22 protein-coding genes and 1 other RNA gene are annotated in these 26,128 nt (G+C 63.2%); 17 read left to right on the top strand and 6 right to left on the bottom strand.

The genetic code is table 11. The annotated features are described in order from the left end of the window. Window positions 1–10: 10 nt before the first annotated feature. Window positions 11–1,468, top strand: a complete 1,458-nt coding sequence (locus JYP46_RS11430; RefSeq protein WP_206548152.1) for a cation:proton antiporter — start codon at window positions 11–13, stop codon at window positions 1,466–1,468. On the opposite strand, the gene JYP46_RS11425 is transcribed toward JYP46_RS11430, so the two are convergent. Continuing rightward, entirely contained in the window at window positions 1,465–2,643 is a 1,179-nt protein-coding gene (locus tag JYP46_RS11425) for a lytic murein transglycosylase (protein ID WP_206548151.1), read from the bottom strand. The two genes, JYP46_RS11430 and JYP46_RS11425, sit on opposite strands and share 4 nt — an antisense overlap. 43 nt (window positions 2,644–2,686) lie before the next feature. Beyond that, on the bottom strand, window positions 2,687–3,490 hold the full coding sequence (locus tag JYP46_RS11420; protein WP_113155665.1) for a glycoside hydrolase family 25 protein: 804 nt from the start codon (window positions 3,488–3,490) through the stop codon (window positions 2,687–2,689). A 129-nt stretch (window positions 3,491–3,619) separates the two neighbouring features. Here JYP46_RS11420 and JYP46_RS11415 point away from each other — a divergent pair, with 129 nt between their 5' ends. Next, the gene (locus JYP46_RS11415) at window positions 3,620–5,017 is read left to right on the top strand and encodes a serine hydrolase domain-containing protein (RefSeq protein ID WP_206548150.1); all 1,398 of its coding nucleotides are present in this window, start codon (window positions 3,620–3,622) and stop codon (window positions 5,015–5,017) included. A 175-nt stretch (window positions 5,018–5,192) separates the two neighbouring features. On the opposite strand, the gene JYP46_RS11410 is transcribed toward JYP46_RS11415, so the two are convergent. From JYP46_RS11410 to JYP46_RS11400, 3 genes are all read right to left on the bottom strand, one after another. Beyond that, the gene (locus JYP46_RS11410) at window positions 5,193–5,870 is read right to left on the bottom strand and encodes a class I SAM-dependent methyltransferase (RefSeq protein ID WP_206548149.1); all 678 of its coding nucleotides are present in this window, start codon (window positions 5,868–5,870) and stop codon (window positions 5,193–5,195) included. A 2-nt stretch (window positions 5,871–5,872) separates the two neighbouring features. Further along, window positions 5,873–7,117, bottom strand: coding sequence for a BtaA family protein (locus JYP46_RS11405; protein WP_206548148.1), 1,245 nt, complete (start codon window positions 7,115–7,117; stop codon window positions 5,873–5,875). Between the two features lie 212 nt (window positions 7,118–7,329). Beyond that, window positions 7,330–10,956, bottom strand: coding sequence for a hydantoinase B/oxoprolinase family protein (locus tag JYP46_RS11400; RefSeq protein WP_206548147.1), 3,627 nt, complete (start codon window positions 10,954–10,956; stop codon window positions 7,330–7,332). 161 nt (window positions 10,957–11,117) lie between these two features. Here JYP46_RS11400 and JYP46_RS11395 point away from each other — a divergent pair, with 161 nt between their 5' ends. The 9 genes from JYP46_RS11395 (at window position 11,118) to rnpB (ending at window position 18,075) form a co-directional block, all read left to right on the top strand. Then, on the top strand, window positions 11,118–12,089 hold the full coding sequence (locus JYP46_RS11395; protein ID WP_206548146.1) for a TRAP transporter substrate-binding protein: 972 nt from the start codon (window positions 11,118–11,120) through the stop codon (window positions 12,087–12,089). 98 nt (window positions 12,090–12,187) lie between these two features. Beyond that, entirely contained in the window at window positions 12,188–12,739 is a 552-nt protein-coding gene (locus JYP46_RS11390) for a TRAP transporter small permease (protein ID WP_206543901.1), read from the top strand. Beyond that, window positions 12,739–14,043 (top strand): TRAP transporter large permease, encoded by a 1,305-nt coding sequence (locus JYP46_RS11385; protein ID WP_206548145.1) that lies wholly within the window; start codon window positions 12,739–12,741, stop codon window positions 14,041–14,043. The genes JYP46_RS11390 and JYP46_RS11385 overlap by 1 nt, the downstream gene beginning before the upstream one ends. A gap of 2 nt (window positions 14,044–14,045) precedes the next feature. Beyond that, window positions 14,046–14,567 (top strand): winged helix DNA-binding protein, encoded by a 522-nt coding sequence (locus tag JYP46_RS11380; RefSeq protein ID WP_222474093.1) that lies wholly within the window; start codon window positions 14,046–14,048, stop codon window positions 14,565–14,567. Window positions 14,568–14,738: 171 nt separating this feature from the next. Beyond that, complete coding sequence (locus JYP46_RS11375) at window positions 14,739–14,927, top strand: hypothetical protein (protein WP_206548144.1); 189 nt, start codon at window positions 14,739–14,741, stop codon at window positions 14,925–14,927. Between the two features lie 154 nt (window positions 14,928–15,081). Then, on the top strand, window positions 15,082–15,792 hold the full coding sequence (locus tag JYP46_RS11370; protein WP_113155655.1) for a J domain-containing protein: 711 nt from the start codon (window positions 15,082–15,084) through the stop codon (window positions 15,790–15,792). A gap of 20 nt (window positions 15,793–15,812) precedes the next feature. Next, window positions 15,813–16,556 carry an N-acetylmuramoyl-L-alanine amidase gene (locus JYP46_RS11365; RefSeq protein ID WP_206543898.1) on the top strand — a complete coding sequence of 248 codons (744 nt, stop codon included), beginning with the start codon at window positions 15,813–15,815 and terminating at the stop codon, window positions 16,554–16,556. A 211-nt stretch (window positions 16,557–16,767) separates the two neighbouring features. After that, window positions 16,768–17,496: a lytic transglycosylase domain-containing protein gene (locus JYP46_RS11360; RefSeq protein WP_206543897.1), complete on the top strand. Its 729-nt coding sequence runs from the start codon at window positions 16,768–16,770 to the stop codon at window positions 17,494–17,496. 178 nt (window positions 17,497–17,674) lie between these two features. Then, window positions 17,675–18,075, top strand: an RNA gene (gene rnpB, locus JYP46_RS11355) — RNase P RNA component class A. A 62-nt stretch (window positions 18,076–18,137) separates the two neighbouring features. Here the strand turns inward: rnpB and JYP46_RS11350 are convergent. Next, window positions 18,138–19,247 (bottom strand): cystathionine gamma-lyase, encoded by a 1,110-nt coding sequence (locus JYP46_RS11350; protein ID WP_206548143.1) that lies wholly within the window; start codon window positions 19,245–19,247, stop codon window positions 18,138–18,140. Between the two features lie 373 nt (window positions 19,248–19,620). Here JYP46_RS11350 and mraZ point away from each other — a divergent pair, with 373 nt between their 5' ends. Genes mraZ through JYP46_RS11320 form a run of 6 tightly spaced genes read left to right on the top strand, consistent with a single transcriptional unit; the run spans window position 19,621 to window position 26,125 of the window. After that, window positions 19,621–20,088, top strand: coding sequence for a division/cell wall cluster transcriptional repressor MraZ (gene mraZ, locus JYP46_RS11345; RefSeq protein WP_206548142.1), 468 nt, complete (start codon window positions 19,621–19,623; stop codon window positions 20,086–20,088). Next, window positions 20,085–21,104, top strand: coding sequence for a 16S rRNA (cytosine(1402)-N(4))-methyltransferase RsmH (gene rsmH, locus JYP46_RS11340; protein ID WP_206548141.1), 1,020 nt, complete (start codon window positions 20,085–20,087; stop codon window positions 21,102–21,104). The genes mraZ and rsmH overlap by 4 nt, the downstream gene beginning before the upstream one ends. A 6-nt stretch (window positions 21,105–21,110) precedes the next feature. Continuing rightward, window positions 21,111–21,479: a cell division protein FtsL gene (gene ftsL, locus JYP46_RS11335; protein WP_113155649.1), complete on the top strand. Its 369-nt coding sequence runs from the start codon at window positions 21,111–21,113 to the stop codon at window positions 21,477–21,479. Further along, window positions 21,476–23,200, top strand: coding sequence for a peptidoglycan D,D-transpeptidase FtsI family protein (locus tag JYP46_RS11330; RefSeq protein ID WP_113155648.1), 1,725 nt, complete (start codon window positions 21,476–21,478; stop codon window positions 23,198–23,200). Before ftsL ends, JYP46_RS11330 begins: the two co-directional genes overlap by 4 nt. 49 nt (window positions 23,201–23,249) lie before the next feature. Next, window positions 23,250–24,704: a UDP-N-acetylmuramoyl-L-alanyl-D-glutamate--2,6-diaminopimelate ligase gene (locus JYP46_RS11325; RefSeq protein ID WP_206548140.1), complete on the top strand. Its 1,455-nt coding sequence runs from the start codon at window positions 23,250–23,252 to the stop codon at window positions 24,702–24,704. Then, complete coding sequence (locus JYP46_RS11320) at window positions 24,701–26,125, top strand: UDP-N-acetylmuramoylalanyl-D-glutamyl-2,6-diaminopimelate--D-alanyl-D-alanine ligase (RefSeq protein ID WP_206548139.1); 1,425 nt, start codon at window positions 24,701–24,703, stop codon at window positions 26,123–26,125. Before JYP46_RS11325 ends, JYP46_RS11320 begins: the two co-directional genes overlap by 4 nt. The last annotated feature ends 3 nt before the right edge of the window (window positions 26,126–26,128 follow it).

The following is a 26,128-nucleotide window of genomic DNA, read 5'->3' as shown; positions in this document are numbered from 1 at the left end:
GAACCGGAACTTGGAAGCGGAAGCACACGCCTTTCCACTGACGGAGATCGCCTTCGTCCTTCTGGTGGCCATTGCGCTCGGGCTTGGCCTGATGCGCCTGAAACAGCCTCCGCTTGTCGGTTTCATTCTGGCCGGTGTCGTCATGGGGCCGACCGGCTTCGGCCTCATCGGCAATTCCGACAGCGTGACCGCGCTTGCCGAGATGGGCGTGCTCATGCTGCTTTTCTTCATCGGCATGGAGCTTTCGCTGAGAGCCTTCATCATGAGCCTAAAACCTGCTGTCCTTGTGGCGGTCGGGCAATTGGCCGTGGCGCTGGCCATCGGTCTGTCCATCGCATGGATGGGCGGAACGGGGCTTTCCGAGGGCATCATCTTCGGCTTCATCATCGGCCTGTCGAGCACGGTCGTCGCCATGAAGATGCTCAGCGACATGGACGAGCTTCGCCGCGATGCGGGCCGTATCGCCATCGCCGTGCTGATCGCGCAGGACATTGCCGTGGTGCCGATGCTCATCATCGTCTCGGCCCTTGGCGGTGCCGACACGAGCCTTCTCGCCATCGCCGCCAAGGTGGCGCTGGCGGTCGGGTTTCTCGGCTGGCTCCTGTGGTGGCTCGGGCGACGCGGCAAGCTGCGCTTGCCCTTCGCGGCTGCCATTGCCGACAATGTCGAGATCCTGGCGCTTGGCGCGCTGGGCGTCTGTTTCGGCGCGGCCGCTCTCTCGGGCTTTCTCGGTCTTTCGCCCGCCTATGGCGCGTTCGTGGCCGGCATTCTGGTGGGCAATTCCAACCTGCGCGCCCGCATCATCCCGGTCATCGAACCGATCCAGAGCATCCTCGTGGTGATCTTCTTCCTGTCCATCGGCCTTCTGTTCGACCTGACCTATATCTGGAACAATCTCTGGATGGTGCTGGGGGCCGCCCTTCTGGTCATCGCCGCCAAGACGCTGCTCAACGTCTTCCTGCTGCGCGCCACCGGGCACGACCGCAACACGGCGCTGATCGGCGGCCTCTCCATGGCGCAGATCGGCGAGTTCTCCTTCGTGCTGGCGGCTGCCGGCCTGTCGGCGGGCGCGCTCGGGCAGGACAGCTATCGCCTTGCCATCGCCGTCACCGCCATCTCGCTTCTCTTCTCGCCGGCGTGGATGTCGGTCATGCGCCGCATCGACTATGTGGCGGCCAAGGGCTTTTCTTCCTATCGCGAAGCGCTGTCGGAAGCCTATGCCGAAGAGATCGGGAATGTGGGTGAGGGGCTCTGGTGGGTGCGCGCCCGCTATCGCGCCGGCCGTCTGACCCTGCGCAAATGGCGCGCCCGCCGCGCGCTTGAAAAGGCCGCGAAAGCGGCCCGGAAGAAAGAAGAGAAGGCGGAAAAGGAAGCCGCCGAGGCGACGGTCGCATCTGAGGCGGCGGAAGAAAAACCCCGGCAACCCGATGAAGAACCGGCTGCCGGGGCGTCTAAAGAAAACGCCTAGAGGTTGGAGAACAGCGTCGGCGTCGGCCAGCCATCGGCGGGCAGGCCAAGGCGCAGCTGTTCCTGACGCACCGCTTCGCGGGTTCCGGCGCCCAGAATGCCGTCGATCTTGCCCACATCATGGCCGCGCGCGGCAAGCTTGGTCTGCAACTGCTTCATCGTCTCGGGCGCAAGGCCCTGCTCGGGCGAGCGCACGTCAAAGCGCGGTGCGCCGGCAAGGCGCGCCGCCAGATGCGCCGCCGTCAGCGTGTAGATGAGCGACTGGTTCCATTCCAGATAGATGTCGTAATTGTCGTAGACGAGGAAGGCCGGTCCCTTGTGGCCCATCGGCAGAACCACAGCCGTCGCCATGCCATCGGCCGGCAGCGGGCTGCCATCGCGATAGGTCACGCCCATCGCCGCCCATTCCGAGCGCGGCAGCTTGGTCACGCGGCCGGTCTTCTCCCAGGCCATCTGATCCGGCACACGCACTTCTTCCATCCAGGGCTGGCCGGGCTTCCAGCCAAGCGACTGGAGGTTCTTCGCCGCCGTCAGAATGGCGTCGGGCGAACTGCCTTTCAAATCCACCTTGCCGTCGCCGTCGCCATCGACACCCTTAGTGTAATAGTCGGACGGCAGCATCTGCATCTGGCCGATCTCGCCGGCCCACGCGCCGGTCACATTGGCCGGCACCCAGCCCTGATCGATCAGGTGCAGAAGCGCGATCAGCTGCGGGCGGAAGATCTCCGGCCGGCGGCAGTCATGCGCCAGCGTGGCGAGCGCGTTGAGCGTCGAGAAGTCGCCCTGCACCGCGCCGAAATCCGTTTCCAGCGCCCAGAAGGAGGCGATCACCGGGCCGGGGACGCCAAACTCGTTCTGGGCGCGCGCGAAGGTGTTGGCGTATTTCTTCAGATTGGCCGCGCCGTTCTTCAGCCGGTAATCATTGATCATGCGGCCGGCGAATTCGGCAAAGGTCTGGTTGAACACGCCCTGCGCGCGGTCGCGTTGCAGAACCTTCTGCTCGATGCCGGCGCCGTTCAGCGCCGAAAGGCCGCGCTCGCCGATGCCGTCGGCTGCAGCCTCCTGCCGCACGCCTTCCCGCCAGGCGTTGAAATCGCCGCCACATTGCTGCGCCACGGCGCTGCCGGCAAAGCCAAAGGCGAACAGCGCCCCAAGCGCGATGGAATTTCTGCGCATATGAACTCTCCTTGATAACACGGGCTGAAGGCGTCTGGCGCGATCAGCTGGCATTGGCCCGGAGCCAGTTCTTCCAGGCTCTGGCGTTGCCGTTGAACACGTTGATATCGGCCTTCCCCTCAATGCCCGGGATCACGCCGGTGCCCGTATATTGCCAGAAGACCCAAGGATGATCGGAATATTTGTCATCCGGATGACCGGCCACCGAGCGTAACCAGAAGGGATAGCCCTTGAAGCTGCTCAGATCATTGTCATCGAAGAAGTCGATCGAGGTATAGATGATCGGCCGCTTGCCATAATGGCGTTCCACCGCGTTCAGGAAGATGCGCATCTCCGAACGCACCTTCTCCGCCGGCGGGCGGATGGTGCAGGTGGGAGAGAAGGGCGTCCACTCCATGTCCAGAACGGGCGGCAGGGCCGAAGCGTCGCGCGGCACATTGCGGATGAACCACCGCGCCTGCTCGATGGCCGGGCGGCAATGGTAGTAGAAATGGTAGGCCCCGCGCGGAACGCCGGCCGCCTTTGCCGCGCGCCAGTTGCGCGCAAAATAATCGTCGACAATGTCGCCACCCTCCGTCGCCTTGATGAAGGCAAAGGAAATGTCGTTGCGGGCAACCTTCTTCCAGTCGATGTCGGCCTGATATTTGGCGACATCCGTTCCGTGCACCGCATAGTGCCAGGGTGCGCCACCCTCCCATTCATGCGGGTCGGTGTCGGCAAAGCGCAGGCCGCCGCTGCTGCGCATTGTCGAGGGTTGCGCCTTGGGCGCAACATCGGAAAAATCATAGTCGACGGTCGAGCAGCCGACGAGCAAAGCGGATAGACTGGCGATCATCAATCGACGCATGATGAGCGGGGCTCCTCAGGGTGCGAATCAGCAAATAGGGGCGTCGCCGACAGAAATAGGCGAAGTTGCCGGCCCCGTCACCACAGGATGAAAGGGCTGGCCGCAAGGGAAGACGGAGAAGACGACGGAATGCGAACTGCTCTCAGGCTCTTCAAATGGCTCCTCGGTCTCCTTGCCGTTGCAATCGCCGGTGCCGCTCTCTGGCTTTACGTCTCGCCGCCCGCGCTCATTCGTGTCGGCTCCAATTACGCCGCCAAGATTATCTGCTCCAATGTGTTCATAGCCGGGCGCGACCCGCAGACCGTGCTCGAGCGCGACGTTCAGGCCCCGGGCCATCCGCTTTTGAAGCTCATGAGCGTGCGGGTCGAGCCGTCCGACGCCACGGTTCACACCGGCCTCTTCGGGGTCTTTGGCGACGGGCTTGCCGTCTATCGTGGTGCGACCGGCTGCGCCGCCGTGCCCGATGGCGATGTGAAGGCGGCGCTGGGCGCCCGTTTCGACAGGCCGGAGCCTGCGTCTCAGGGAACGGATCTGTGGCCGGATGGCCCGCGCATCGACGTTAAGGGGCATGAACTGGTGGCCGAACTCCTCGATGATCCGGCGCTCACCGGCCCCGGCATGCGCGCCGTGGTCGTCGTGCAGGATGGCCGCATCATCGGCGAGCGTTTTGGCGAGGATGTCGCCCATTACACGCAGCCCCTGATCGGCTGGTCCATGACCAAGACCGTCACCGCCGCGCTCATCGGCACCCGCGTCAAGGCTGGCCGCCTGTCCGTCGAGGACAGCAATCTGTTCCCCGAATGGGCGGGTGACGAGCGATCGAAGATCACCGTTGCCGATCTTCTCGCGATGGAGAGCGGTCTCTACTTCAACGAGGATTACGGCGATGTGAGCGATGTCACGCGCATGCTCTATCTCGCCTCCGACATGCCGGCCTTCGCGGCTGACCAGAAGCTTGAAGGTCCCGTCGGCGGGGTCTTCAACTATTCGAGCGGCACGAGCGTTCTCCTGTCGCGTGTCTGGCAGGACACGTTCAATGCGCCACAGGATGCGCTGGCGTGGCCCTATGAGGCCCTGTTCGGTCCGCTGGGCATGGACAGCGCCGTCTTCGAGACGGACCCGCGCGGCACCTATGCCGGTTCTTCCAACCTCTATGCGTCAGCACGCGACTGGGCGAAGTTCGGCCAGCTTCTCCTGCAGGATGGCGTGTGGAAGGGCGAACGCATTCTGCCGGAAGGCTGGGTGCGGTGGATGCGCACCCCCACGGAAGCTTCGGGCGGCGAATATGGCCGGCAGACCTGGCTGCACGGTCCCCGCGCCAACACGCCGCGCGGCGTGCCGGAAGACGAGGGCTTCAACCTGCCGCCCGACGCATTCTGGATGCTCGGCCATGATGGCCAGACCATCACGGTCATTCCTTCGCTGCGCATGGTGGTGGTGCGCATGGGCCTCACGCCCTCACGCCTCGGCTACAAGCCGCAGGCGCTGATCGAGGCTCTGGCGAAGATCCCGGGGGAGTTGGAGTAGGGGCAGGCGCCAATCTCGGCGCTGTTCGGTTTTGCGGTGGCAGCATTGTGCGTGGTTCGACAAGCTCACCATGAGGGAGGTGGGCTTCGCGGTGAAGACCGGTTCCACACCCTTGCTCACCAGTTGTGCAGCCAATCCCATCCCTCATGGTGAGCTTGTCGAACCACGCACCACGTCACTGCAACGGGATGCCGTTCACCGCAGGCATTTCCACAATCGCCTGCACGGCGTAACCGCGAAAAGACGAGTCGAAACGAAGGCTTGCGCCCCGTTTCTCGCATTCCGATTCCAGCGCTTCACGCAGTGAATCACGCGGTGTCACGTGGAAGGCCGCAAGCCAGCGGCGCAATCCTGCGCGAAACCAGCCGGGCAGGCGCTCCTGCTGGCCGAAATCCACGATGTGCAGCGACCCGCCCGGCGCAACGCAGTCGAGGCCGGCTGCAATGGTCTCGCGCCATGGCGGGATCATCGACAGCGAATAGGAAATGAAAACCCGGTCGAACCGGGCCTGCCCGAACAGCGCCTCGGCATCGAAAGACGATGCATCGGCTTTGGCCAGTCGGGCGTCGATCCCCTCACGCTCCATGCGCCTTCTTGCGGTGGCAAGCATCTCCTGCGAGATATCGAGGCCGAAAAGACGCGCTTTCGGATAATGATCCGAAACGAGCGCCAGATTGCGCCCCGTTCCGCAGCCCAGCTCCAGCACCGCACCGCCTTCCGGTGCGTTCAGCCCGCCGATCAGCCCGTCACGCCCAAGCAGATAATATTTGCGCGTCAGGTCGTAGATATGGCGCTGGCGGCGATAGACGCCGTCCATCAGACTGGCGTGGCCGGCGGTCTGCGGCATGGCCATTCTCAGGCCGCTTTCACATAGAGGTGGAACCCGCCATAGATCGCCGAACGGTCATTGGCCGAGAGTTCGCGCGAGCGGAGCTTCTCATAGCGCCACTGGTTCAGAATGTGGTCGTTCACGCGGCCCGGCAGCAGGCTCGGCGCTGCGGCAGTGCGGAAGATGACGCGCGCGCCGGGCGCTGCCGTGCGGGTGATCTCGCTCCACAGTGCGTTGAGCTGATCGTCGTTCATCCAGTCCTGCGCGTCGAGCAGCACATAGCGGTCCACGCTCTGCGCGGGCTTGTTGCCCAGCACATCCATCAGGTTCGCGTGGTGCACCGTCACATTGTCCGCCGCAGCGCGGATCGTGTCGAAGTTCCTGCGCTCCAGATAGGCAGGCAGGGTGGCTTCGCCCTGTGCGGGATAATGGCGGGCGAAGGCCTGCCAGGCGAAATAGTTTTCCTTGAGCGGAAAATGGCAGGCGAGCTTCTCAAGCCGGCTCGACAGAACGTCCGCCATGGTGCCGTCACCCGCCGTGATCAGCGAGTCATACTGTGCCGGCGGAATGCCGAGGCCAAAAAGCGATGCCTTGCGCGAGGTCGCCCAGCGCACGAGCCCGCGGTCGAACAGCGGGCGTAACTGCTCATCGAAGAAGATGCGCTGATCGCGAAGCGAGCGCGATTTCATGATGTCCGCCGGGTTCACGCCATAGAACTTTGCGACCGTGTGGCCGGTGGCGATAAAGAAGCCGAGCAGGCCCTTGCGGTAGAAATTGCGCGTGAAGGCGTCGATGCGCTTGCGGCCGAGCGGCCCGCGGCTTTCCCAGTGCCGGCGCGACTGGGCGTCGAGCGCTGGCGCGATGAAGCGGCGATAGGCCTCGCTGTTGCTGCGCTGGTTGGTTGCGCCGAAGAAGCGCAGCAGGTCGCCATGGGCGGGCAGCGCCTTGAAGGCGGTGAGCTTCAGCCGGTTGAGCGCCACATGCGCGGCGTTCAGGTCCACGGCGTCGATCTTCGCCGGCTGGCGGGTGAGATAGGCCAGCACGTTGCAGCCGCCCGACGCGATGGTGACGATGTGGTGGCTTTCATCGAGCTCCATCGCCGCGATGTCCACGTCCGGGTCTTCCCAGATCTGCGGATAGACGAGGCCCGAAAAAAGAAGGGCGAAGAGGCGTTCGGAAAGGCCTGCGCGCGTTGTGGCCCTGTTCTGATAGACCGCCTTGCCGAGATGGCGTCGGGTGGAAAGGCCGGTGCCGGCTGAAAGATCTGTCATGGGTCTCTCCCCTCAATCTTGTCTTGAGGGGCTACTGCGCTTCCATGACGCGCGCGTGAAACCTGAATGACCGAGTGTGACGGGGCTGTTAAAGGCGGGGTGCAGGTTTAGCCCCGCGCGCCGCCCGTTCGGCAGCGCCTGGCCCCGGACCGGGGGCTTCAATGACAATGCGGGCGGAGAAGCACGCTCCCCCGCCCGCAATCCTGAGTGCTTTACGCCTTGCCGAAACCGCCGGCGGTGGGCGTTGTCACGATCACCGCTTCGCCAGCCTCGATCACCGTCTGGTCACAGCCCTTGAGCGTTTCGACATGACCGTCCTTGCGGCGCACCTCGGTCTTGCCCATTTCACCATCGCCACCGCCCTCAACGCCGCGTGGCGGCTGGGTGCGGTGGGAGGAGAGAATGGCGCATTCCATGGTCTTCAGGAAGCGGATGGTGCGGCGCGTGCCGTCGCCCGCATTCCACTTGCCCTTGCCGCCCGAGCCTTCGCGGATGTGGAAGTCCTCAAGCAGAACCGGGAAGCGCAGTTCGAGGATTTCCGGGTCTGTCAGGCGCGAATTGGTCATGTGGACATGAACGCCCGACGCGCCATCGAAGCCGCGACCGTCATTCATGCGACCGGCCGGTGAGCCGGAGCAGATGGTCTCGTAATACTGATACTCTTCATTGCCGAAGGTCAGATTGTTCATCGTGCCCTGGCTGTTGGCGATGGCCTTCATCGCGCCGAACAGCGCATTGGTGACGTGCTGGGACGTCTCCACATTGCCGGCCACGACCGCTGCCGGATAGGAGGGGCGCAGCATGCAGTTTTCCGGGATCACGATGTTGATCGGCCTGAGGCAGCCCGCATTCATCGGGATCTGCCCTTCCACCATCACGCGGAAGGCATAGAGCACCGCCGCGCGGGTCACCGGTTCAGGCGCGTTGAAATTGTTCTTCTGAACATTCGACGTGCCGGTGAAGTCGACGGTCGCCTCGCGCTTCTCGCGGTCGACGGTGATCTTCACCTTGATCACCTGGCCCGTGTCGGTCGGATATTCATATTCCGACGCATCCGGCAGGCGTTCGAGTACGCGGCGCACGGCTTCCGCCGCATTGTCCTGCACATGGCCCATATAGGCCTGCACCACGTCCAGACCGAACTGGTCGATCATCTTGCGCAGTTCAGCAACGCCCTTTTCGTTGGCGGCGATCTGCGCCTTCAGATCGGCGATGTTCTGGTGCGGGTTGCGCGCCGGATAGGCGTGGTCGGTCAGAAGCGTGTGCAGCTCCTCTTCGCGGAACTTGCCGCTCTCGACGAGGCGGAAATTGTCGAACAGAACGCCTTCTTCATCCACCGTGGTCGCCAGCGGCGTCATGGAGCCGGGTGCTGTGCCGCCGACATCGGCATGGTGGCCGCGCGAGGCGGTGTAGAACAGAATGTTCTCGCCGTGATCGTCAAACACGGGTGTGACCACCGTGATGTCGGGCAGATGCGTGCCGCCATTGTAAGGCGCGTTCAGCGCGAACACGTCGCCGGGGCGGATATTGCCCTTGTTCAGCCGGATGACGGTTTCCACCGAGCGGTCCATGGAGCCCAGATGCACCGGCATGTGCGGGGCATTGGCCACCAGCGCGCCATTCTGGTCGAACACCGCGCAGGAGAAGTCGAGCCGCTCCTTGATGTTCACCGAATAGGCGGTGTTCTGCAGCGTCACGCCCATCTGTTCGGCGATCGACATGAACAGGTTGTTGAAGACCTCAAGCATCACCGGATCGGCCTTGGTGCCGAGTGCGGCCATGCGGGCCTTCTTTTCCACGCGGCGCATCAGAATGTGGTCGAGCGCGGTGATCTCGGCCTGCCAGCCGGGCTCCACAACAACCGTCTGGTTGGCCTCGATGATGAGGGCAGGGCCGTTGACCCTGGCGCCGCGCGACAGCGTCTCGCGGCGGTAGATGCCGGCATCGTGCCATGCGCCGTCGCAGAAGATCGCGCGCGTTTCGCCGGGGGCGGGCGTGGCGTCGCTGGTCGCCTGCTCCTGCTCAACCGGACGGCCATCGCCCGCGTCCAGTCCCTCGACGCTGACGGCTTCCACCACCATCGGCTTGTCGTCATAGACGAAGCCGAACTGCGCCTTGTGCGCCGCCTCGAAGGCGGCCCTGGCGGTCTCAAGCGTGCCGTCGAAGGCGATGGGCAGCGTCGTGTCGGTGCCCTCGTAGCGGATTTCCAGCTTGGTTGCCCAGACCACCTTGTCGCCGGTGATGCCCTGATCGGCGAGTTCCTCGCGCACCTCTTCGCGCAGCGACGCCGAAAGCGCGTCGATGGCGTCCAGAGAGCTTTCCGCAAAGGGCTTCAAAAGCGCCTGCTGGCGCGAGGCGAACACGGTCGCAAGCCCGATGCCATAGGCCGAGAGCAGGCCCGACATCGGATGGATCAGCACCGCTTCCATGCCCAGCGCGTCGGCCACGAGGCAGGCATGCTGGCCGCCCGCGCCGCCAAAACAGTTCAGCAGATAGCCGGTCACGTCATAGCCGCGCTGCACGGAGATCTTCTTCACCGCATTGGCCATGTTTTCGACCGCAATGGTGATGAAGCCTTCCGCCACGGCTTCCGCGGGACGTCCGTCGCCGATCTGCTCGGCCAGTTCGGTGAAGCGGGCGCGCACGGCGTCCACATCGAGCGGCTCGTTCTGCTCGGGGCCGAAAATGGCCGGGAAGAAATCCGGCTGCAGCTTGCCCAGCATCACGTTCGCATCGGTCACGGCCAGCGGCCCGCCACGGCGATAGCAGGCGGGGCCGGGGTTTGCGCCGGCCGAATCCGGACCCGCCTTAAGGCGGTTGTCTTCATAATGCAGGATCGAACCGCCGCCGGCGGCCACGGTGTGAATGCGCATCATCGGCGCGCGGATGCGCACGCCCGCCACTTCCGTGTCGAAGGCGCGTTCATATTCGCCGTCATAATGGGCCACATCCGTCGAGGTGCCGCCCATGTCGAAGCCGATCACCTTGTCGAAGCCGGCAAGCCGCGCCGTCTCCACCATGCCGACCACGCCGCCGGCAGGGCCGGAAAGGATCGCGTCCTTGCCCTGGAACTTGTCGGCCGCCGTCAGGCCGCCCGACGACATCATGAATTTGAGGCCCGGGCCTTCGCCGTTCTCGTTGACGCCCAGTTCCGCCGCCACGCGGTTCACATAGCGCGACAGGATCGGCGACAGATAGGCGTCCACCACCGTGGTGTCGCCACGACCCACCAGCTTGATCAGCGGCGAGGTCTCGTGGCTGACCGAAACCTGCGAAAAACCGGATTCGCGGCAAAGGCTTGCCGCCGCTTTCTCATGCTCGGGATATTTCCACGCATGCATGAAGACGATGGCGACCGCGTCGATGCCATCGGCCTTGGCCGCCTCGATCTCGCCCTTCACGGCGTCGAGGTCGAGTTCCGTTTCCACCGTGCCGTCGACACGGCGGCGCTCCGGCACCTCGATCACGCGCTCATAGAGCTGTTCGGGCAGGATGATTTCCTTGGCGAAGATGTCCGGCCGCGCCTGGTAGGCGATCTTGAGCGCGTCGCGGAAACCCCTGGTGATGACCAGCGCCACGCGGTCGCCCTTGCGCTCCAGAAGCGCATTGGTCGCCACGGTCGTGCCCATCTTCACGTCGCCGATCAGATGCGAAGGCATGGCTTCGCCGGCCTTGACGCCGAGGTGATCGCGAATGCCCTGAATACCGGCGTCGGCATAGGCTTCCGGATTTTCAGAAAGCAGCTTGCGGGCGAAAAGCCCGCCATCCGGATCGCGGCCGATCACATCGGTAAACGTGCCGCCGCGGTCGATCCAAAAATCCCATTTGCCAGCTGTCATCGTCGGTTCCTTCGCATTATCCTTGGCAAAAGGAGAAACATGTCTCGGATAAAACGTCAATAATTTATTGACATATTATCTGAGTGTGCGACGCTCCTTCCATTGCAACGAAAGAAGGTGAGGGAACGCCTCCGTTGCCTCATACAAATGGGAGATTGACGATGCATCATTCCGTGAAATTCGCTGTGGCCGCAGCCGCTCTCGGCTTTGCCACCTCTGCCTCCGCGCAGACCAAGTGGGACATGCCGGTGCCCTATGGCGACACCAATTTCCACACGCAGAACATCGCCCAGTTCGCTGAGGATGTGAAAACCGCCACCGATGGCGGTCTGGAGATCACCGTTCATTCCAACGGCTCGCTGTTCAAGCATCCCGACATCAAGAACGCGGTGCGTCAGGGCCTTGCCCAGATCGGCGAGGTTCTGGGATCGCGTCTTTCCAATGAAGACCCGATCTATGAAGTGGATTCGATCCCCTTCCTGGCGACCAGCTATGATGACGCGAAGAAGCTCTATGGCGCGTCGAAGGACCAGCTTGCCGCAAAGCTTCAGGAGCAGGGGCTTCAGCTTCTCTTCTCCGTGCCGTGGCCGCCGCAGGGCATCTACACCCAGAAGGAAATCTCTTCGGTCGACGACCTCAAGGGTCTGAAGATGCGCGCCTACAATGCCGCCACCGAGCGTCTGGCGCAGCTCGCCGGCTCGCTGCCGACCCAGGTAGAGGTGCCGGACCTGCCGACCGCCTTCGCCACCGGCCGCGTCGAGGCCATGGTCACGTCGCCCTCCACCGGCGCAAACTCCAAGGTCTGGGACTTCCTCTCCCATTATTCCGACGCGCAGGCCTGGCTCCCGCGCAACATGGTCTTCGTCAACAAGGCCGCGTTCGATGCGCTGCCGGAAGATCAGCAGGCAGCGGTGCTTGAGGCTGCGGCCACCGCCGAGACGCGCGGCTGGGAAGCCTCCGTCAAGGAGACGGAAGACAAGACCCAGATCCTCAAGGACAATGGCATCACCGTCACTGCGCCGAGCGCCGAGCTCAAGGAAGGGCTTGCCGCCATCGGTGCGGAAATGTCCGCCGAATGGGCCGAAAAGGCTGGCGACGAAGGCAAGGCCGTCCTCGACGCTTACAGGAACTGACCGCTTTGACTGACCCTGCGGGCGGCTGGATGTCCGGCCGCCCGCAGACCGGTCGCCATGTGCGACCAAAATGAGACCGTCGAGCGGAGACGACGACAATGAGAAAAATACTGAACGGGCTTTATGGCGCGGCCGAGTGGCTGGCCATGGCTGCCCTCTGCGCGATTGCAGTTCTGGTGTTCGCCCAGGTCATGGGGCGCGTGGTGGACACCCTGCTTGGGCTTTTCGGCCTGCCTCCTTACGGGTTTCTCGTGCCGTCGCTGGCCGAGATCGCGGGCTTCCTGCTGGTCGGCGCGTCTTTCATGGCGCTTGCCGGCTCCCTGCGCGGCGGTGCGCAGATCCGTGTGACCCTGGGTCTTGCCGCCATGCCCGAGGGCATGCGCCGGGTGGCCGAGGTGTTCGTGCTTCTGGTCGGCGCGGCGCTGGCCGGCTTCTTCTTCTATTATGCAGCGAAGCTCGCCCTCGACAGTCACCGCTTCAACGAATTGTCTTACGGCATCATCGCCATCCCGCTCTGGATACCGCAGGCGGTCATGGCGCTCGGGATCGGCATCTTCGCCGTTGCGCTGCTGGATGACCTGTTCGCCGCGCTAACGGGCCGGTCTCCATCTTATCTCGCCACCGAAGATGGCGCGGCGGAGGAAGTGTGATGGACCTTCTGACCATTTCCCTCACGCTCGGCGGGCTGATGCTCGTCCTGCTTGCCGCCGGCCTCTGGGTCGCTCTGGCGCTCATGGTGGCCGGCCTTACCGCCATCTATCTCATGGTTCCGGTGCCGCCCGGCGCGGTGATGGCCACCACCGTATGGGGTTCCATCAATTCGTGGGACCTGGCTGCTCTTCCCATGTTCATCTGGATGGGGGAGATCCTGTTCCGCACGCGGCTGGCCGAAGACATGTTCGCCGGTCTTGCGCCGTGGATGCGGCGTCTGCCGGGCCGGCTCCTGCACGTCAACATTCTGGGCTGCGCCATCTTTGCCGCCGTGTCCGGCTCGTCTGCCGCCACCACGGCCACCATCGGCCGCATGTCTCTGCCCGAACTCAGAAAGCGCGGCTATGACGAGCGCATGGCCATCGGCTCGCTTGCCGGTTCCGGCACGCTCGGCCTGCTCATCCCGCCCTCGATCATCCTGATCGTCTATGGTGCGGCCACCGAGCAGTCCATCGCCCGTCTTTTCATCGCCGGCGTCATTCCCGGCATCATGCTGGCGGCGCTCTTCATGGGCTACACGGCCGTTTGGTCGATGATCAATCACAAGCGCATGCCCGAGGCCGATCCGCGCATTCCCTATCTTCAGCGCATCTGGCAGACTCGCCGCCTGTTCCCGATCCTGGCGCTCATCATCGGTGTCATCGGTTCGATCTATGGCGGCTTTGCGTCGCCCACCGAGGCCGCCGTTGTCGGTGTGGTTCTCTCACTGGCCCTGTCATGGTTCACCGGCACGTTAAGTCGCTCGACCTTTTTCGCTGCGCTGCGCAACGCCTCGCGCACTTCCTGCATGATCGTGCTCATCCTCGCCGGTGCGTCCGTTCTGACCGTGGCCATGGGCTATACGGGCATTCCCCGTGCGCTGGCGCAGTTCATCGCCGAGCAGGGCTACTCGCCCTATGCGCTTCTGGCTGTGCTGACCCTTTTCTTCGTCGTGCTGGGCTGTTTTCTCGACGGTATTTCCATCGTCGTGCTCACCGCATCGGTCATTCTGCCCATGGTCGAGGCTGCGGGGCTCGACATCATCTGGTTCGGCATCTATCTCGTGCTCGTGGTCGAGATGAGTCAGATCACGCCGCCGGTCGGCTTCAACCTGTTCGTCATTCAGGGGCTCACCGGGCACAACATTCTCAAGGTCGCCGGCATGACCCTGCCGTTCTTCCTCATGATGATCGTCGCCGTTGCGTTGGTCGTCCTGTTCCCGCAACTGGCGCTATGGCTGCCGCAAACCATGCTCGCGAGGTAATGATGTCGAACGCCGAACGGAAAGTCGGACCGGTCGTCTCCGCAGCCCATCTGGCCGCTGGCGCCATGCCGGCGCTGTCGGAGATCGAGTTTGCGATGACCGTGATGAGCCATTCCTTCGAGCGCTGGATGGTGCGCTGCATGGCGGCGGCGGGTGTGCCGGGTCTGCAGCCCACCGCCGTGCAGATCCTGCACGCCGTCAATCACAGGAACCGGGAGAAGACGCTTTCGGAACTGTGCATGATGTTCAACATCGAAGACGTTCACGTCGCGTCCTACGCCATCAAGAAGCTGGCCGCGCTCGGTCTGGTCAAGACCGGGCGCAGGGGCAAGGAGAAGACGGTGAAGGCGACTGCGGAAGGGGCTGCCGCCTGCGAGCGCTATCACGAGGTTCGTGAAGCGCTGCTCGTTTCGAGCACCAAGCGCCTCAAACTCGATGAGGAAGCACTTTCCGGCATTGCCGCGGTAATGCACGCCCTGTCCGGGCAATATGATCAGGCCGCGCGCAGCGCCACCAGCCTTTAGGGGCCTGACCCTGGCCCGTAAGCCTGCGGGCAGGGCGCATGGCGCGTCCGCGATCCCGCATCGTTACGGCCCGTCACTCAACGTTACGAAACTCCATGCGGTCTGGCGCATTTCCTCGCTGTGGGCGCGCGGCGACGTGCCCGGAAGATGTGCTTTGTATGGAGAGTGGATATGAAAAAGTTTCTAGCTGCAACCGTTTCGGGGCTGGCCCTTCTCGGACTTGCCGCCTGCAGTGAGGGCGACAACACGACCACCCAGAGCATCGAGTCCGAGCAGCAGGATACGACCCCGATGGATGCGCCCGCTGCTGCGCCGGAAGCGCCTGACACGATGCAGGATCAGGGCACGACCAGCCAGTAAGGTCCAGTAAGGTGATTGCACCGTCTGGTATCGAGCTGATGCCGGCGGGCATTGACGCTCATGAATGAGACCGGGTGAGCCGTGCGGCTTGTCCGGTTTCTTCATGCGCCAATCTGCGTCTCGAAATCGTCAGCAATTGCGGTTACAAAACCGCATGACTTTTTGGGATCGCATTACAGACTTTATTACGCGCGCACCCGGCAGCGCGCTTTCGGCGATGGTCGAGGCCATTCGCACCGTTTTCGAAGGCGATCCGCAGTTGCGCCGGCGCGTCGCCTTCTCCGTCGCCATCATTGCCCTGTCTGCAAAGATGGCCAAGGCCGATGGCGTCGTGACGCCCGACGAGGTGCAGGCGTTTCACGAGATTTTCTCCGTTCCGCGCAATGAGCAGGCCAATGTTTCGCGTCTTTATGGTCTGGCGCAGCAGGATGTGGCCGGCTTCGAGGCCTATGCCCGTCAGATGTCCGGTCTCTGCGGCTCCGGTGACACCAATTGCGCCATGCTTGAGGATATCCTTGATGCGCTGTTCCACATCGCCAAGGCCGATGGTGTGATCCATGAGCGCGAGCGTGACTTCCTTCAGCGCGTTGCCGAGATCTTCGATATCCGCGAAGACCATTTCGAGCAGATCCTCTCGCGCCATGCGCTTCAGGGCGAGGGCAATCCCTACATGGTTCTTGGCGTCGAGCAGGATGCCCCGTTTGACGAGATCAAGCGCCGCTACCGCAGGCTGGTTGCCGAAAACCATCCTGATCGCATGATCGCACGTGGCGTTCCCGAAGAATTCCTCGCTATCGCCAACACGCGGCTCGCTTCCATCAATGCCGCCTATGAGAGCATCGAGAAAGCGCAGGTTCGCGCGTGAGCGCGGAGGACTGTTCCGCCATGATGTTCGAGCCTGATTTCGCAGGCGCCGAAGTGTGTCCCTCTCCGAATTTCGGAGAGCGGCGTGGCGGGCTTCTGCCCGACATGCTCATCCTGCATTACACCGGCATGGAAACGGGCCAGGGCGCACAGGACTGGCTGTGCGCGCCCGAAAGCGAGGTCTCCAGCCATTATCTCGTTCACGAGGATGGCCGGATCGTGCAGATGGTGCGCGAGGCAGACCGCGCCTGGCATGCCGGGCGCAGCTCCTGGCAGGGCTGCGAAGACATCAATTCCTGCTCCATCGGCATCGAAATCGCCAATGCGGGACACCCGCAGGGGCTGCCTGATTTCCCCGATATCCAGATCGAAGCCGTCCTGAAACTGGGCAAAGATATCTGCCGGCGTCACAAAATCGGGCCAAAACGGGTCCTCGGACACTCCGATATTGCGCCCGGCCGCAAGGTTGACCCCGGCGAAAACTTCCCCTGGGAGCGTCTCGCAAAGGGCGGTCTTGGCACTTTTGTCGCAGTTCCGCCCATTTCGGGCGGCCATTCCCTGGGCGCTGGAGACGCGGGGCCGGCGGTGCAGGCTCTCCAGAGATTACTCTCCGGTTATGGGTATGGAATCGCCCAAACAGGCATTTTCGACCGTGACACGGAGGTTTCCGTTAGGGAATTTCAAAGGCATTTCAGACCGTTAGAGATAAATGGGATTGCCGATGTCTGGACATGCGCAATTTTGCAAAAACTAATGTATGATTAACCTGTGATTGATTCTTCTCCCTGACGATCACTCACTCCCAAGACTGGCGCAAAATTTCATCAGTTCATATTATTTGAATTGAAGCGCCTTTTTTGTTTCTCCTTCCCCTGCAAAACAGCGACCCGTGTTGAGGCCGAGGGACCACGTCCCGGCCTCGTGGAAAACAAAACCTGCCGCGCCCTGATGCAGCGGCACAGAATTACGGGTCGAAATGAAAATCACTACCTTATTCGCGGCAGCGCTTGCTGTCTGCGCCGCAACGTCTTTGTCTCACGCTGACGAGCCCCGCTACAGCCAGGTCATTGCCACGCATTCTGCAAAGAAGGCTGCAGAGAAGAAGGTTGATACGGGCAAGGAGCCGACCACGCTCCTTCAGGCAATCATTCGCGGCGGAAAAGGTTCCAGTGCGACTGACGTGGACATGACGACCACCGGTTCCATCAAGGCCGACAAGAAGACCGTCAAGAAGGCCCTGCAGGCGAAGTCCCGCAAGTCCACGAAAACGGCGAAGGCTTCCAAGTCCCGGAAGAAGACCACCGTCAAGACGTCGGTCCGCAAGAGCGGTTCGGGTGGTTCCTACCACACCATCATTTCCAAATACGCGGCTGCCTACGGTGTGCCGGTCTCGCTCGCCAACGCCGTTGTGCGCGTTGAAAGCAACTACCGCGCCAATGCCCGCGGTGCGGCAGGTGAAATCGGCCTGATGCAGATCAAGCCGGCAACCGCGCGCATGATGGGTTACAGCGGTTCCTCCAAGGGCCTCTACAACCCCGAGACCAATATCAAATACGGCATGAAATATCTCGCCAAGGCGCACAAGCTCGGCGGCGGTTCCACCTGCGGCACGATCCTCAAATACAATGCCGGTCACGGCGCAAAGCGCATGAACCCGATCTCCTCGCGCTACTGCTCCAAGGTGAAGCAGATCCTGGGGCATTAATTCTCGGGCTGGGCGGCGGAAACCGGTTTTCGGTTCCTCCGCTGCTTCGGGTGAAATTTGGATCGCCGCGCGTCCGGAAGGGCGCGCGGCGATTTAAGTTCGGGACGAAGGCGCTTTCCTGCGCGAACGCGGCTGTTTTGAGTTGCGTTTTGCCGCATGAAACCCTTTATACGCATTGCCAGCCGGTCGGACGGCCGCGCGGACCGGGGCCGAAAGGCTGTTCGCGAGGAAAGTCCGGGCTCCACGGAAAAACGGTGCCGGATAACATCCGGCGGGGGCGACCCCAGGGACAGTGCCACAGAAAGCAGACCGCCCCGCCTTCGGGCAGGGTAAGGGTGAAAGGGTGGGGTAAGAGCCCACCGCGTCGACGGTAACGGAGGCGGCAAGGTAAACCCCACCGGGAGCAAGACCGAATAGGAACGGCGCGAGGGGCAACCCTCAGGGCTTTTTCCGGCTTGACCGTTCGGGTAGGTTGCTAGAGGCCGATGGCAACATCGGTCCCAGAGGAATGGTCGTCACGTTGCATCGCTTTCGGGCGGTGCGGCCATACAAAATCCGGCTTATAGACCGGCTGGCATTTTCGTCTTTCATTTTCCGGAATTCTGTCCCGTTTGGGAAAATTCCGGATGCTTTTGGTAAATTTACAGGCCGTTCAGCGCCGTTTCGATGGATGCCCAGAGCGCCTCGGTCGGCTCGCATCCAATCGACAGGCGCACAAAGCCTTCCGCCACATCGTCACCCCATCTTGCGCGCCGTTCAGCCGAAGAGTGAACGCCGCCGAACGAGGTCGTGGCTTCGAGCAGCGGGCAGGTGTTGATGAAGGCTTCCGCCTTTTCTTCCGTTTCCAGAGTTAGCCCGATCAGCGAGCCGAAACGCAGCATCTGCGTGCGGCTGAGCGCATGGGATGGATCACCTGCAAGGCCGGGATAGCGCAATGCCTTGATGGCTGGATGATCGGCAAGGCGGGTGGCGATGGTTTCGGCCGACGAGCACATCCGGTCAAAACGCAGTTCAAGCGTCTCGATCCCGCGCAGCACCAGCCAGGCCTCGAACGGGCCGGGAATGTTGCCGGAAAGCTTGCGCCAGTCGCGCACCGCGCCGATCAGCGTGCTGTCGCGGCTTGCCACATGGCCGAACAGCACATCCGAGTGCCCGTTGACCGCCTTGGTGTCGGCGGCAAGAACGATGTCCGCGCCCAGATCCAGCGGGCGCTGGCCGAAAGGCGTCATGGTCGTGTTGTCGGCAACGACGATGGCGCCATGTTCATGGGCAGCCTTCGCGACGGCCGCGATGTCGCACACATCGAGCCCCGGATTGGACGGCGTTTCAATGAGAACCATGCGGTAGCCTTCAAACCCGCCTTCAAGGAAGGAGGCCGTGGGGCGCGTGTCGTAAAGAATGCCAAGCCGGGAGAGGTGTTTCTCCAGAAGAACGCGCGGCGTGTAGTAGCCGTCTGCGGGCAGAAGCACCCGGTCGCCAGCCGAAAGCAGCGCCAGAAAGACGGACGAAATTGCAGCCATGCCCGATGGGAAGCTCACGGTCTCGGCATCTTCCAGATGGGCGAGGGCGGCTTCGACCGCTTCCCAGGTGGGATTGTCGAAACGGCCATATTGCCTAAAGCCTGCGGGATCGCCGGGAAGATGAAACACCGAGCTCATGACGATGGGCGTAGAGAGCGGATCGCCCTTTGCGAGCCGTGCCGAATGAAGGTGCGAAAGGCTTGCAGCGCGGGTGTTCTGGCTGTCGGACATGGGGCTCCTCGCAGGCGTCATGGGTGACTTTGGGGCAGGTGCGGACCGGCCGGCCCGAAGCCTTTCCTAACCTTTTGTTAGCCTTAATGCACGATAAATGACCATGGCCCGATGCATGCCGAAATCGCCTGTCATCGAGGCATAAGTGAAGGTTAATCCCGTTGACGCCCATATCGGCCCATGGTACCCCATAAATCAAATCAGCGTTTCGTTGCAGTTGGAGTACGGGTTCCACCCATGTCGGCCTCTTTTTCAGGGCGACGTGGCGTATGGGATTCACCCTTGCAGAGGGGCGGGCACACATTCGGAGAGCCGCTTTTGACAGCGGCTGAAGAGATGCAAAGGGGCATAGGCCAGTTGGCCGTTAAGCGTCATGGACCGGTTTCTGTCGAATGCAGTAAACAAGATCGACTCCAAGGGTCGGGTCTCGGTGCCGGCGCACTTTCGCTCCGTTGTTCAAAAGCGTGGTTTCACGGACCTCTATGCACTGCGTGCGCTCGACATCCCGGCGATGGATGTGGGCGGTCTCGACCTGCTCGACCGCTACGAGGAGCGCATTGCGCAGGAGGATCCGTTCCTGCAGACGGCGGACGACATGTCCTTTTTCGTGCATGGCGACGGCGCCTTCCTCAAATTCGATCAAGATGGGCGCATCACGGTGACCGATTTTATTCGCGAGCACACGGGCATCACGAAGGAAGTGGCCTTCGTGGGGCGTGGACTGTTCTTTCAGATCTGGGAGCCGGAGCGGCTGAAGGCCCATGGGCAGGCAGTGCGCGAACGGCTTCTCAAACTTCGGCAAGCGGCTGCATCCGGCCGGACTGCCGGACAGTCGGAATGATGGCGGGCCCCGGCGGCGAAAGCCCGGCCGGTGGCGGACCGGCCCGCCACATTCCGGTTCTTTTGCGTGAAGTTCTTGAAGCCCTGCATCCGCTCGAAGGTCATTCCTTCATCGACGGCACATTCGGCGCCGGCGGCTACACCACCGCGCTTCTGGAAGCCGGCGGTTCGGTCACGGCCATTGACCGCGACCCGACGGCGATTGCCGCAGGGCAGGCGCTGGTCGACAAATGGGATGGACGCCTGCGTCTGGTGGAGAACCGCTTCTCCCGCCTCGACGAGGTGGTGGGCGCGCCGGTTGACGGCGTCGTTCTCGACATCGGCGTTTCCTCCATGCAGATCGACGAGGCGGTGCGCGGCTTTTCCTTCCAGAAGGAAGGCCCGCTCGACATGCGCATGGAGCGCACCGGGCTGAGCGCAGCCGACGTGGTCAACACGATGAAGGCGGGGGATCTCGCCCGCATCTTCGGCATTCTGGGCGAAGAGCGGCAGGCCGGGCGCATCGCGCGCGGGCTTGAGCGGCTTCGGGCCGAAAAGCCTTTCGAGACGACGCTCGACCTTGCCAATGCGGTCGAGAAAATCGTGGGCCGGCGTCCGCAGGAAAAGATCCACCCGGCGACCCGTGTGTTCCAGGGCCTGCGCATCTACGTCAATGACGAGCTGGGCGAACTGGCGCGCGCGCTCTTTGCAGCCGAGCGTGCTCTGAAGCCCGGCGGGCGGCTGGTCGTGGTGACGTTCCATTCGCTCGAAGACCGGATCGTGAAGCGTTTCATGGCTGAGCGGGCTGGCGGTTCCGGCGGTTCGCGCCATCTGCCGCAGGTTCAGGAAGCGGCGCCCCTTTTCCAGAAACCGGCGAAATCCGTTTCGCCGTCGAAGGAAGAGACGGACGTCAACCCGAGGGCGCGCTCGGCGCGTCTGCGTCTGGCCGTGCGCACCGATGCGCCGGCGGGCGATGTGGATTTCGACATTGTCGGTCTTTCGCGGTTCCCGCGGCCGACACGTGCTGGTGAAAGGTAGGCTCAGATGTTTCGCACAAGCGATATTGTTCTGATCACGGTGATGATGGCTGCCGCCGCCTTTACCTACAAGACCAAGCACGACGCCGAGGCCAGCTACAAGGAACTGCGCACGATTGAGCGGCAGGCCCAGCTGGAGAAGGATTCCATCGACATTCTGAAGGCGGACTGGAGCCTGCTGACACAGCCTGCGCGCCTGCAGCGGCTGACGGAAACCTACAAGGAAGAGCTGGGGCTTGAGCCGGTGGAAGCGCCGCGCATCGCCGAGTTCTCCGATCTGCCGGAGCGGCCATTGACCATTGAGGGGATCGTCACCGACATGGCGGGTGCCGATGGCGGTCCTGACCAGACGACAACCGGGGCGGTGCGGCCATGACTGGGGCAAGCGAATACACCCACGACACGGATACCTCTGCAGTGCGCCGCGGGGCTGCAACCATTGTAATGGATGGCGCAGGCAAGGCGCGTGGCGGCCGGGCGCAGAACCGCGTCGTCATGGCCATGGCCGTTATCTTTGGCATTTACGCCGCGCTTGGCGGCCGTCTCGTGCATCTGGCCATGCAGGAAGAGCCCGAAGCGAGCCTTCCCGCTGCCCGCGTGACCGCGTCGCGGCCCGATCTCGTGGACCGCAATGGCGAAGTTCTGGCGACCGACATCAAGACGGCATCGCTCTTTGCAGAGCCGCGTCGCATCGTCGACATCGACGAGGCCATCGAGAAGCTCTCCACGGTTCTGCCCGATCTGAACTATCAGCAGACCTATCGCCGGCTCGACAGCGATGCCGGTTTTGTGTGGCTGCGTCGCCAGCTTTCGCCGCGTCAGCAGGCCGACATTCTGGCGCTCGGCATTCCGGGCCTTGGTTTCCGCACCGAGAAGCGCCGCTTCTATCCGGGTGGCCCGACGGCCTCGCACATTGTCGGTCTCGTGAACATCGACAACAAGGGCATCGCCGGCATCGAGAAATTCGTCGACGATCAGGGGCTTGCCGACCTTCAGGCGACGGGCCTCGCGGTCGAGGGGCATCTGGAGCCGGTCAGGCTTTCTCTTGATCTGCGCGTCCAGCACATCATTCGCGACGAGCTGGTGCAGGCGCTCGACCGCTACAAGGCGATTGCCGCCGGTGCGGTGGTGCTCAATGCGCGCACGGGCGAAGTGGTGGGCATGGGCTCGGTGCCCGATTACGATCCCAACAACCCGGTCAACGCGCTCGACAAGGATCGGCTGAACCGCATGTCGGCAGGCGTGTTCGAGATGGGGTCGACCTTCAAGCTCTTCACCACCGCCATGGCGCTCGATTCCGGCCTGGTGAGCATCAATGACAGTTTTGACGCCACACGGCCGATCCGTATCGGCGGCTTTACCATCAACGACTTCCATGGCAAGCGCCGTGTGCTGAGCGTTCCGGAGATCTTCATCTACTCGTCCAACATCGGCACGGCCAAGATGGCGGACGTTGTTGGCATCGACGGACACCGCGCCTTCCTGCAGAAGATCGGCCTTCTGGGACGCCTGCCCACGGAACTGCCGGAGGTTGCTCTCCCGACCGAGCCGAAGACCTGGAAGAAGATCAACTCGATCACGATCTCCTACGGTCACGGCATGGCGACCACGCCGCTTCAGACGGCGGTGGCAGCGGCAGCGATGCTGAATGGCGGCAAGCTTTTCCCGCCGACCTTCCTGCCGCGCACCGAGGCCGAGGCCAACGAAATCGCCGAACAGGTGATCTCGCCGAAGACCAGCGCCGAGATGCGCTACCTCTTCCGTCTCAACACGGAAAAGGGTTCGGGCCGCCGCGCCGAGGTGGAAGGCTATTATGTGGGTGGCAAGACCGGAACAGCAGAAAAGGTCGTCAACGGTCGCTACTCAAACAATGTGCGCTTCAACGCCTACATCGCCGGTTTCCCGGCCGATGATCCGGACTATGTGGTCCTGGTCTTCGTCGATGAGCCGAAGCCGGAGCGGGATGGCATCAGTGCAACAGCGGGCATGAATGCCGCACCGATGGTGCGCAACATCATTCGCCGCTCTGCGCCGCTTCTTGGCGTGAAGCCCGAATTCGGTCAAGAAAGTAATGCTTTGCTGGTCTCACAGCAGTGAGTCGGCCATGCGCCGAGGGGAAACGTGGTAATTGAAAGCGCCGGGGCCCATGAAATTCAGTGAATTTGCAGACATTCTTTCCAGTCAGGGGCTCTTGCCGGCGGATCGACCGATTTCAGGCGTTTCGTCGGATTCTCGCACGGTTGAAGCCGGTGACCTGTTTTTCGCGCTCGCCGGCGTAAAGGCGGACGGCGCGTCCTTTGCGCAGGAGGCTGCGCGCAAGGGCGCTGCGGCCATCATTGCCCGACCGGGCGCGCTTTCGTCCGATCCGGGCATTCCCGTCATCGAGACCGACGATCCGCGCCGTGCGCTGGCGCTCTGCGCTGCGCGTGTGTTTCCGCGCCAGCCCGAAACCATGGTCGCCGTGACCGGCACCAGCGGCAAGACCTCCGTTGCCTCTTTCACGCGGCAGATCTGGGAACATGTGGGACTGCCCGCTGCCAGCATCGGCACCACCGGGGTGGTTGCGCCGGGGCGCGACGAATATGGCGAGCTGACAACGCCCGACCCGATTGCGCTGCACCGTCTTCTGGATGAGCTCGCAGGGGCGGGCGTGACCCATGCCTCCATGGAAGCCTCCAGCCACGGGCTCGACCAGCGCCGCCTCGATGGCGTGCGGCTCGCTGCCGGCGGTTTCACCAATCTTGGCCGCGACCACATGGATTACCATCCGACGATCGAGGAGTATCACCGCGCCAAGATGCGGCTCTTCGATGCGCTGCTGCCCAAGGGCGCGCCGGCGGTGATCTTCGCTGACGATCCGTGGTCGGAGCCGACCGAGAAGGCGGCGAAGGCGGCAGGCCTCGATGTGCGCACCGTGGGCCGCAAGGGCGGTTTTCTGACCCTGAAGCGGGTTGAGCATGAGCGGCATCGCCAGCGCGCCGAAGTGGATGTCGATGGCGTGATCTACGAGGTGGACCTGCCGCTTGCGGGCGACTTCCAGGTGGCCAATGCGCTGGTTGCGGCAGGCCTTGCCATCAGCACCGGCACTGCGGCGGAAACGGTCTTTGCCGCACTTGAGACGCTGAAGGGCGCTTCGGGACGGCTGGAGCTGGTCGGAACGGCCGGCAATGGCGCGCAGGTCTATGTGGACTACGCCCACAAGCCGGACGGTCTTGAGAATGTGCTCCAGTCGGTGCGGCCCTTCACCACCGGTCGCGTGATCGTGGTGTTCGGCTGCGGCGGCGACCGCGATACGGGCAAGCGCCCGATAATGGGTGAGATCGCCGCGCGGCTCGCCGATGTGGCCATCGTGACCGACGACAATCCGCGCTCGGAAGATCCGGCGATGATCCGCGCCGCCGTCATGGAAGCGGCGTCGGGCGCGCGTGAGATCGGCGACCGCCGTGAAGCGATCCGCGCCGCCGTCGCCATGCTTGAGGAAGGCGACACGCTGATCGTGGCCGGCAAGGGCCATGAAACGGGTCAGGAAATTGCAGGCCGCAAACACCATTTCTCCGATCATGAGGAAGTGCGCACGGCACTCGCGGAGCGCGCCGGATGAGCACGTTGTGGACCTTCGAGGCGCTGGTGCAGGCGACGGGCGGAAGACCGCTGGGCCAGGCATCAGGCCCCATCACCGGTATTTCCATCGATACGCGGACGCTCAACCCGGGCGACGCGTTCTTCGCCATTGAGGGCGAGCGTTTTGACGGGCACAGCTTCGCCACCGCTGCCATGGCGGCGGGCGCTTCGGTGCTGATCGTCGCCGAGGCGAAGCTGCCGGCGCTCGGCCGGCTGGCCGTGCCGATGGTGGTGGTGCCGGACGTTCTGGGCGCGCTGGAAGATCTTGGGCGCGCGGCGCGACTGCGCAGCCGCGCCAAGATCGTGGCGGTGACCGGCTCGGTCGGCAAGACCTCCACCAAGAACATGATGCGTCAGGCGTTTTCCGCCTGCGGCAGCGTGCATGCAGCCGACCGCTCGTTCAACAATCACTGGGGCGTGCCGCTGACGCTCGCCCGCATGCCGGCCGATTGCGATTACGCGATCTTCGAGATCGGCATGAACCATCCCGACGAAATCCGCCCGCTGGTGAAGATGGTGCGTCCGCACATCGCCGTGGTGACGCTGGTGGCTGCCGCGCATCTGGGCTTCTTCAAGAGCGTTGAGGAAATCGCCCACGCCAAGGGCGAGATCTTCGAGGGGCTGGTGAAGGGCGGCGCGGCGCTGATCAACCGCGACGATGCGCACTGGGACACGCTTGCGCGTCTGGCCGAAGAGGCCGGCGTGAAGACCATTGCCGGCTTCGGCGCGCACGAAAAGGCCGATATCCGGCTGACCCATGTGGAGTGTGGTCCGCAATCCTCAACCTTTGCCATCGAGATCGATGGCGAGGCGACCGAGGTGCGGCTGGGCGCGCCGGGGCGGCACATGGTGCAGAATGCGCTGGCGACGCTGGGTGCGGTGCATTTGGCGCAGGCCGACATGCAGAAGGCTGCGATGGCGCTTGGCTCTTTCGACGCCGAGGCCGGGCGCGGCGCACGCCACCGGCTGATGCTCGATGGCGGCGCGTTCACGCTGATCGATGAGAGCTTCAACGCCAATCCGGCCTCCATGGCGGCTGCCTTCGACCTGTTGAAGCGCGCCGAGCCGGAAGCCGGTGGACGGCGCATCGCCGTTCTGGGCGATATGGCGGAGCTTGGCGAACATGCAGAAAAGCTGCATGCCGGGCTCGCCGGCATGGTGACGGATGCGGGCACGGAGCTCGTTTTCCTCGCCGGCAGGGAAATGAAAGCGCTGGCCGCGGCACTGCCCGAAGGGCTGCCGGTGGAACACCGCGAAGCAACGGACGATCTGCGCGCGCTTGTGCTTGCGGCTGTGAAGCCCGGCGACGCCGTCATGATCAAATCTTCAAAAAGCATCGGCTTCAACAAACTGGTCGACGCCATCCTAAAAACCTATCCGGGCGCGGCGACGGGGGACTGATCC

The sequence above is a fragment of the Nitratireductor aquimarinus genome (assembly GCF_017255295.1).
In the GTDB taxonomy this organism is placed as follows: domain Bacteria; phylum Pseudomonadota; class Alphaproteobacteria; order Rhizobiales; family Rhizobiaceae; genus Nitratireductor; species Nitratireductor aquimarinus.
Note: the sequence above shows the minus strand (reverse complement) of the source record. Positions and strands in the feature narration are given on the sequence as shown.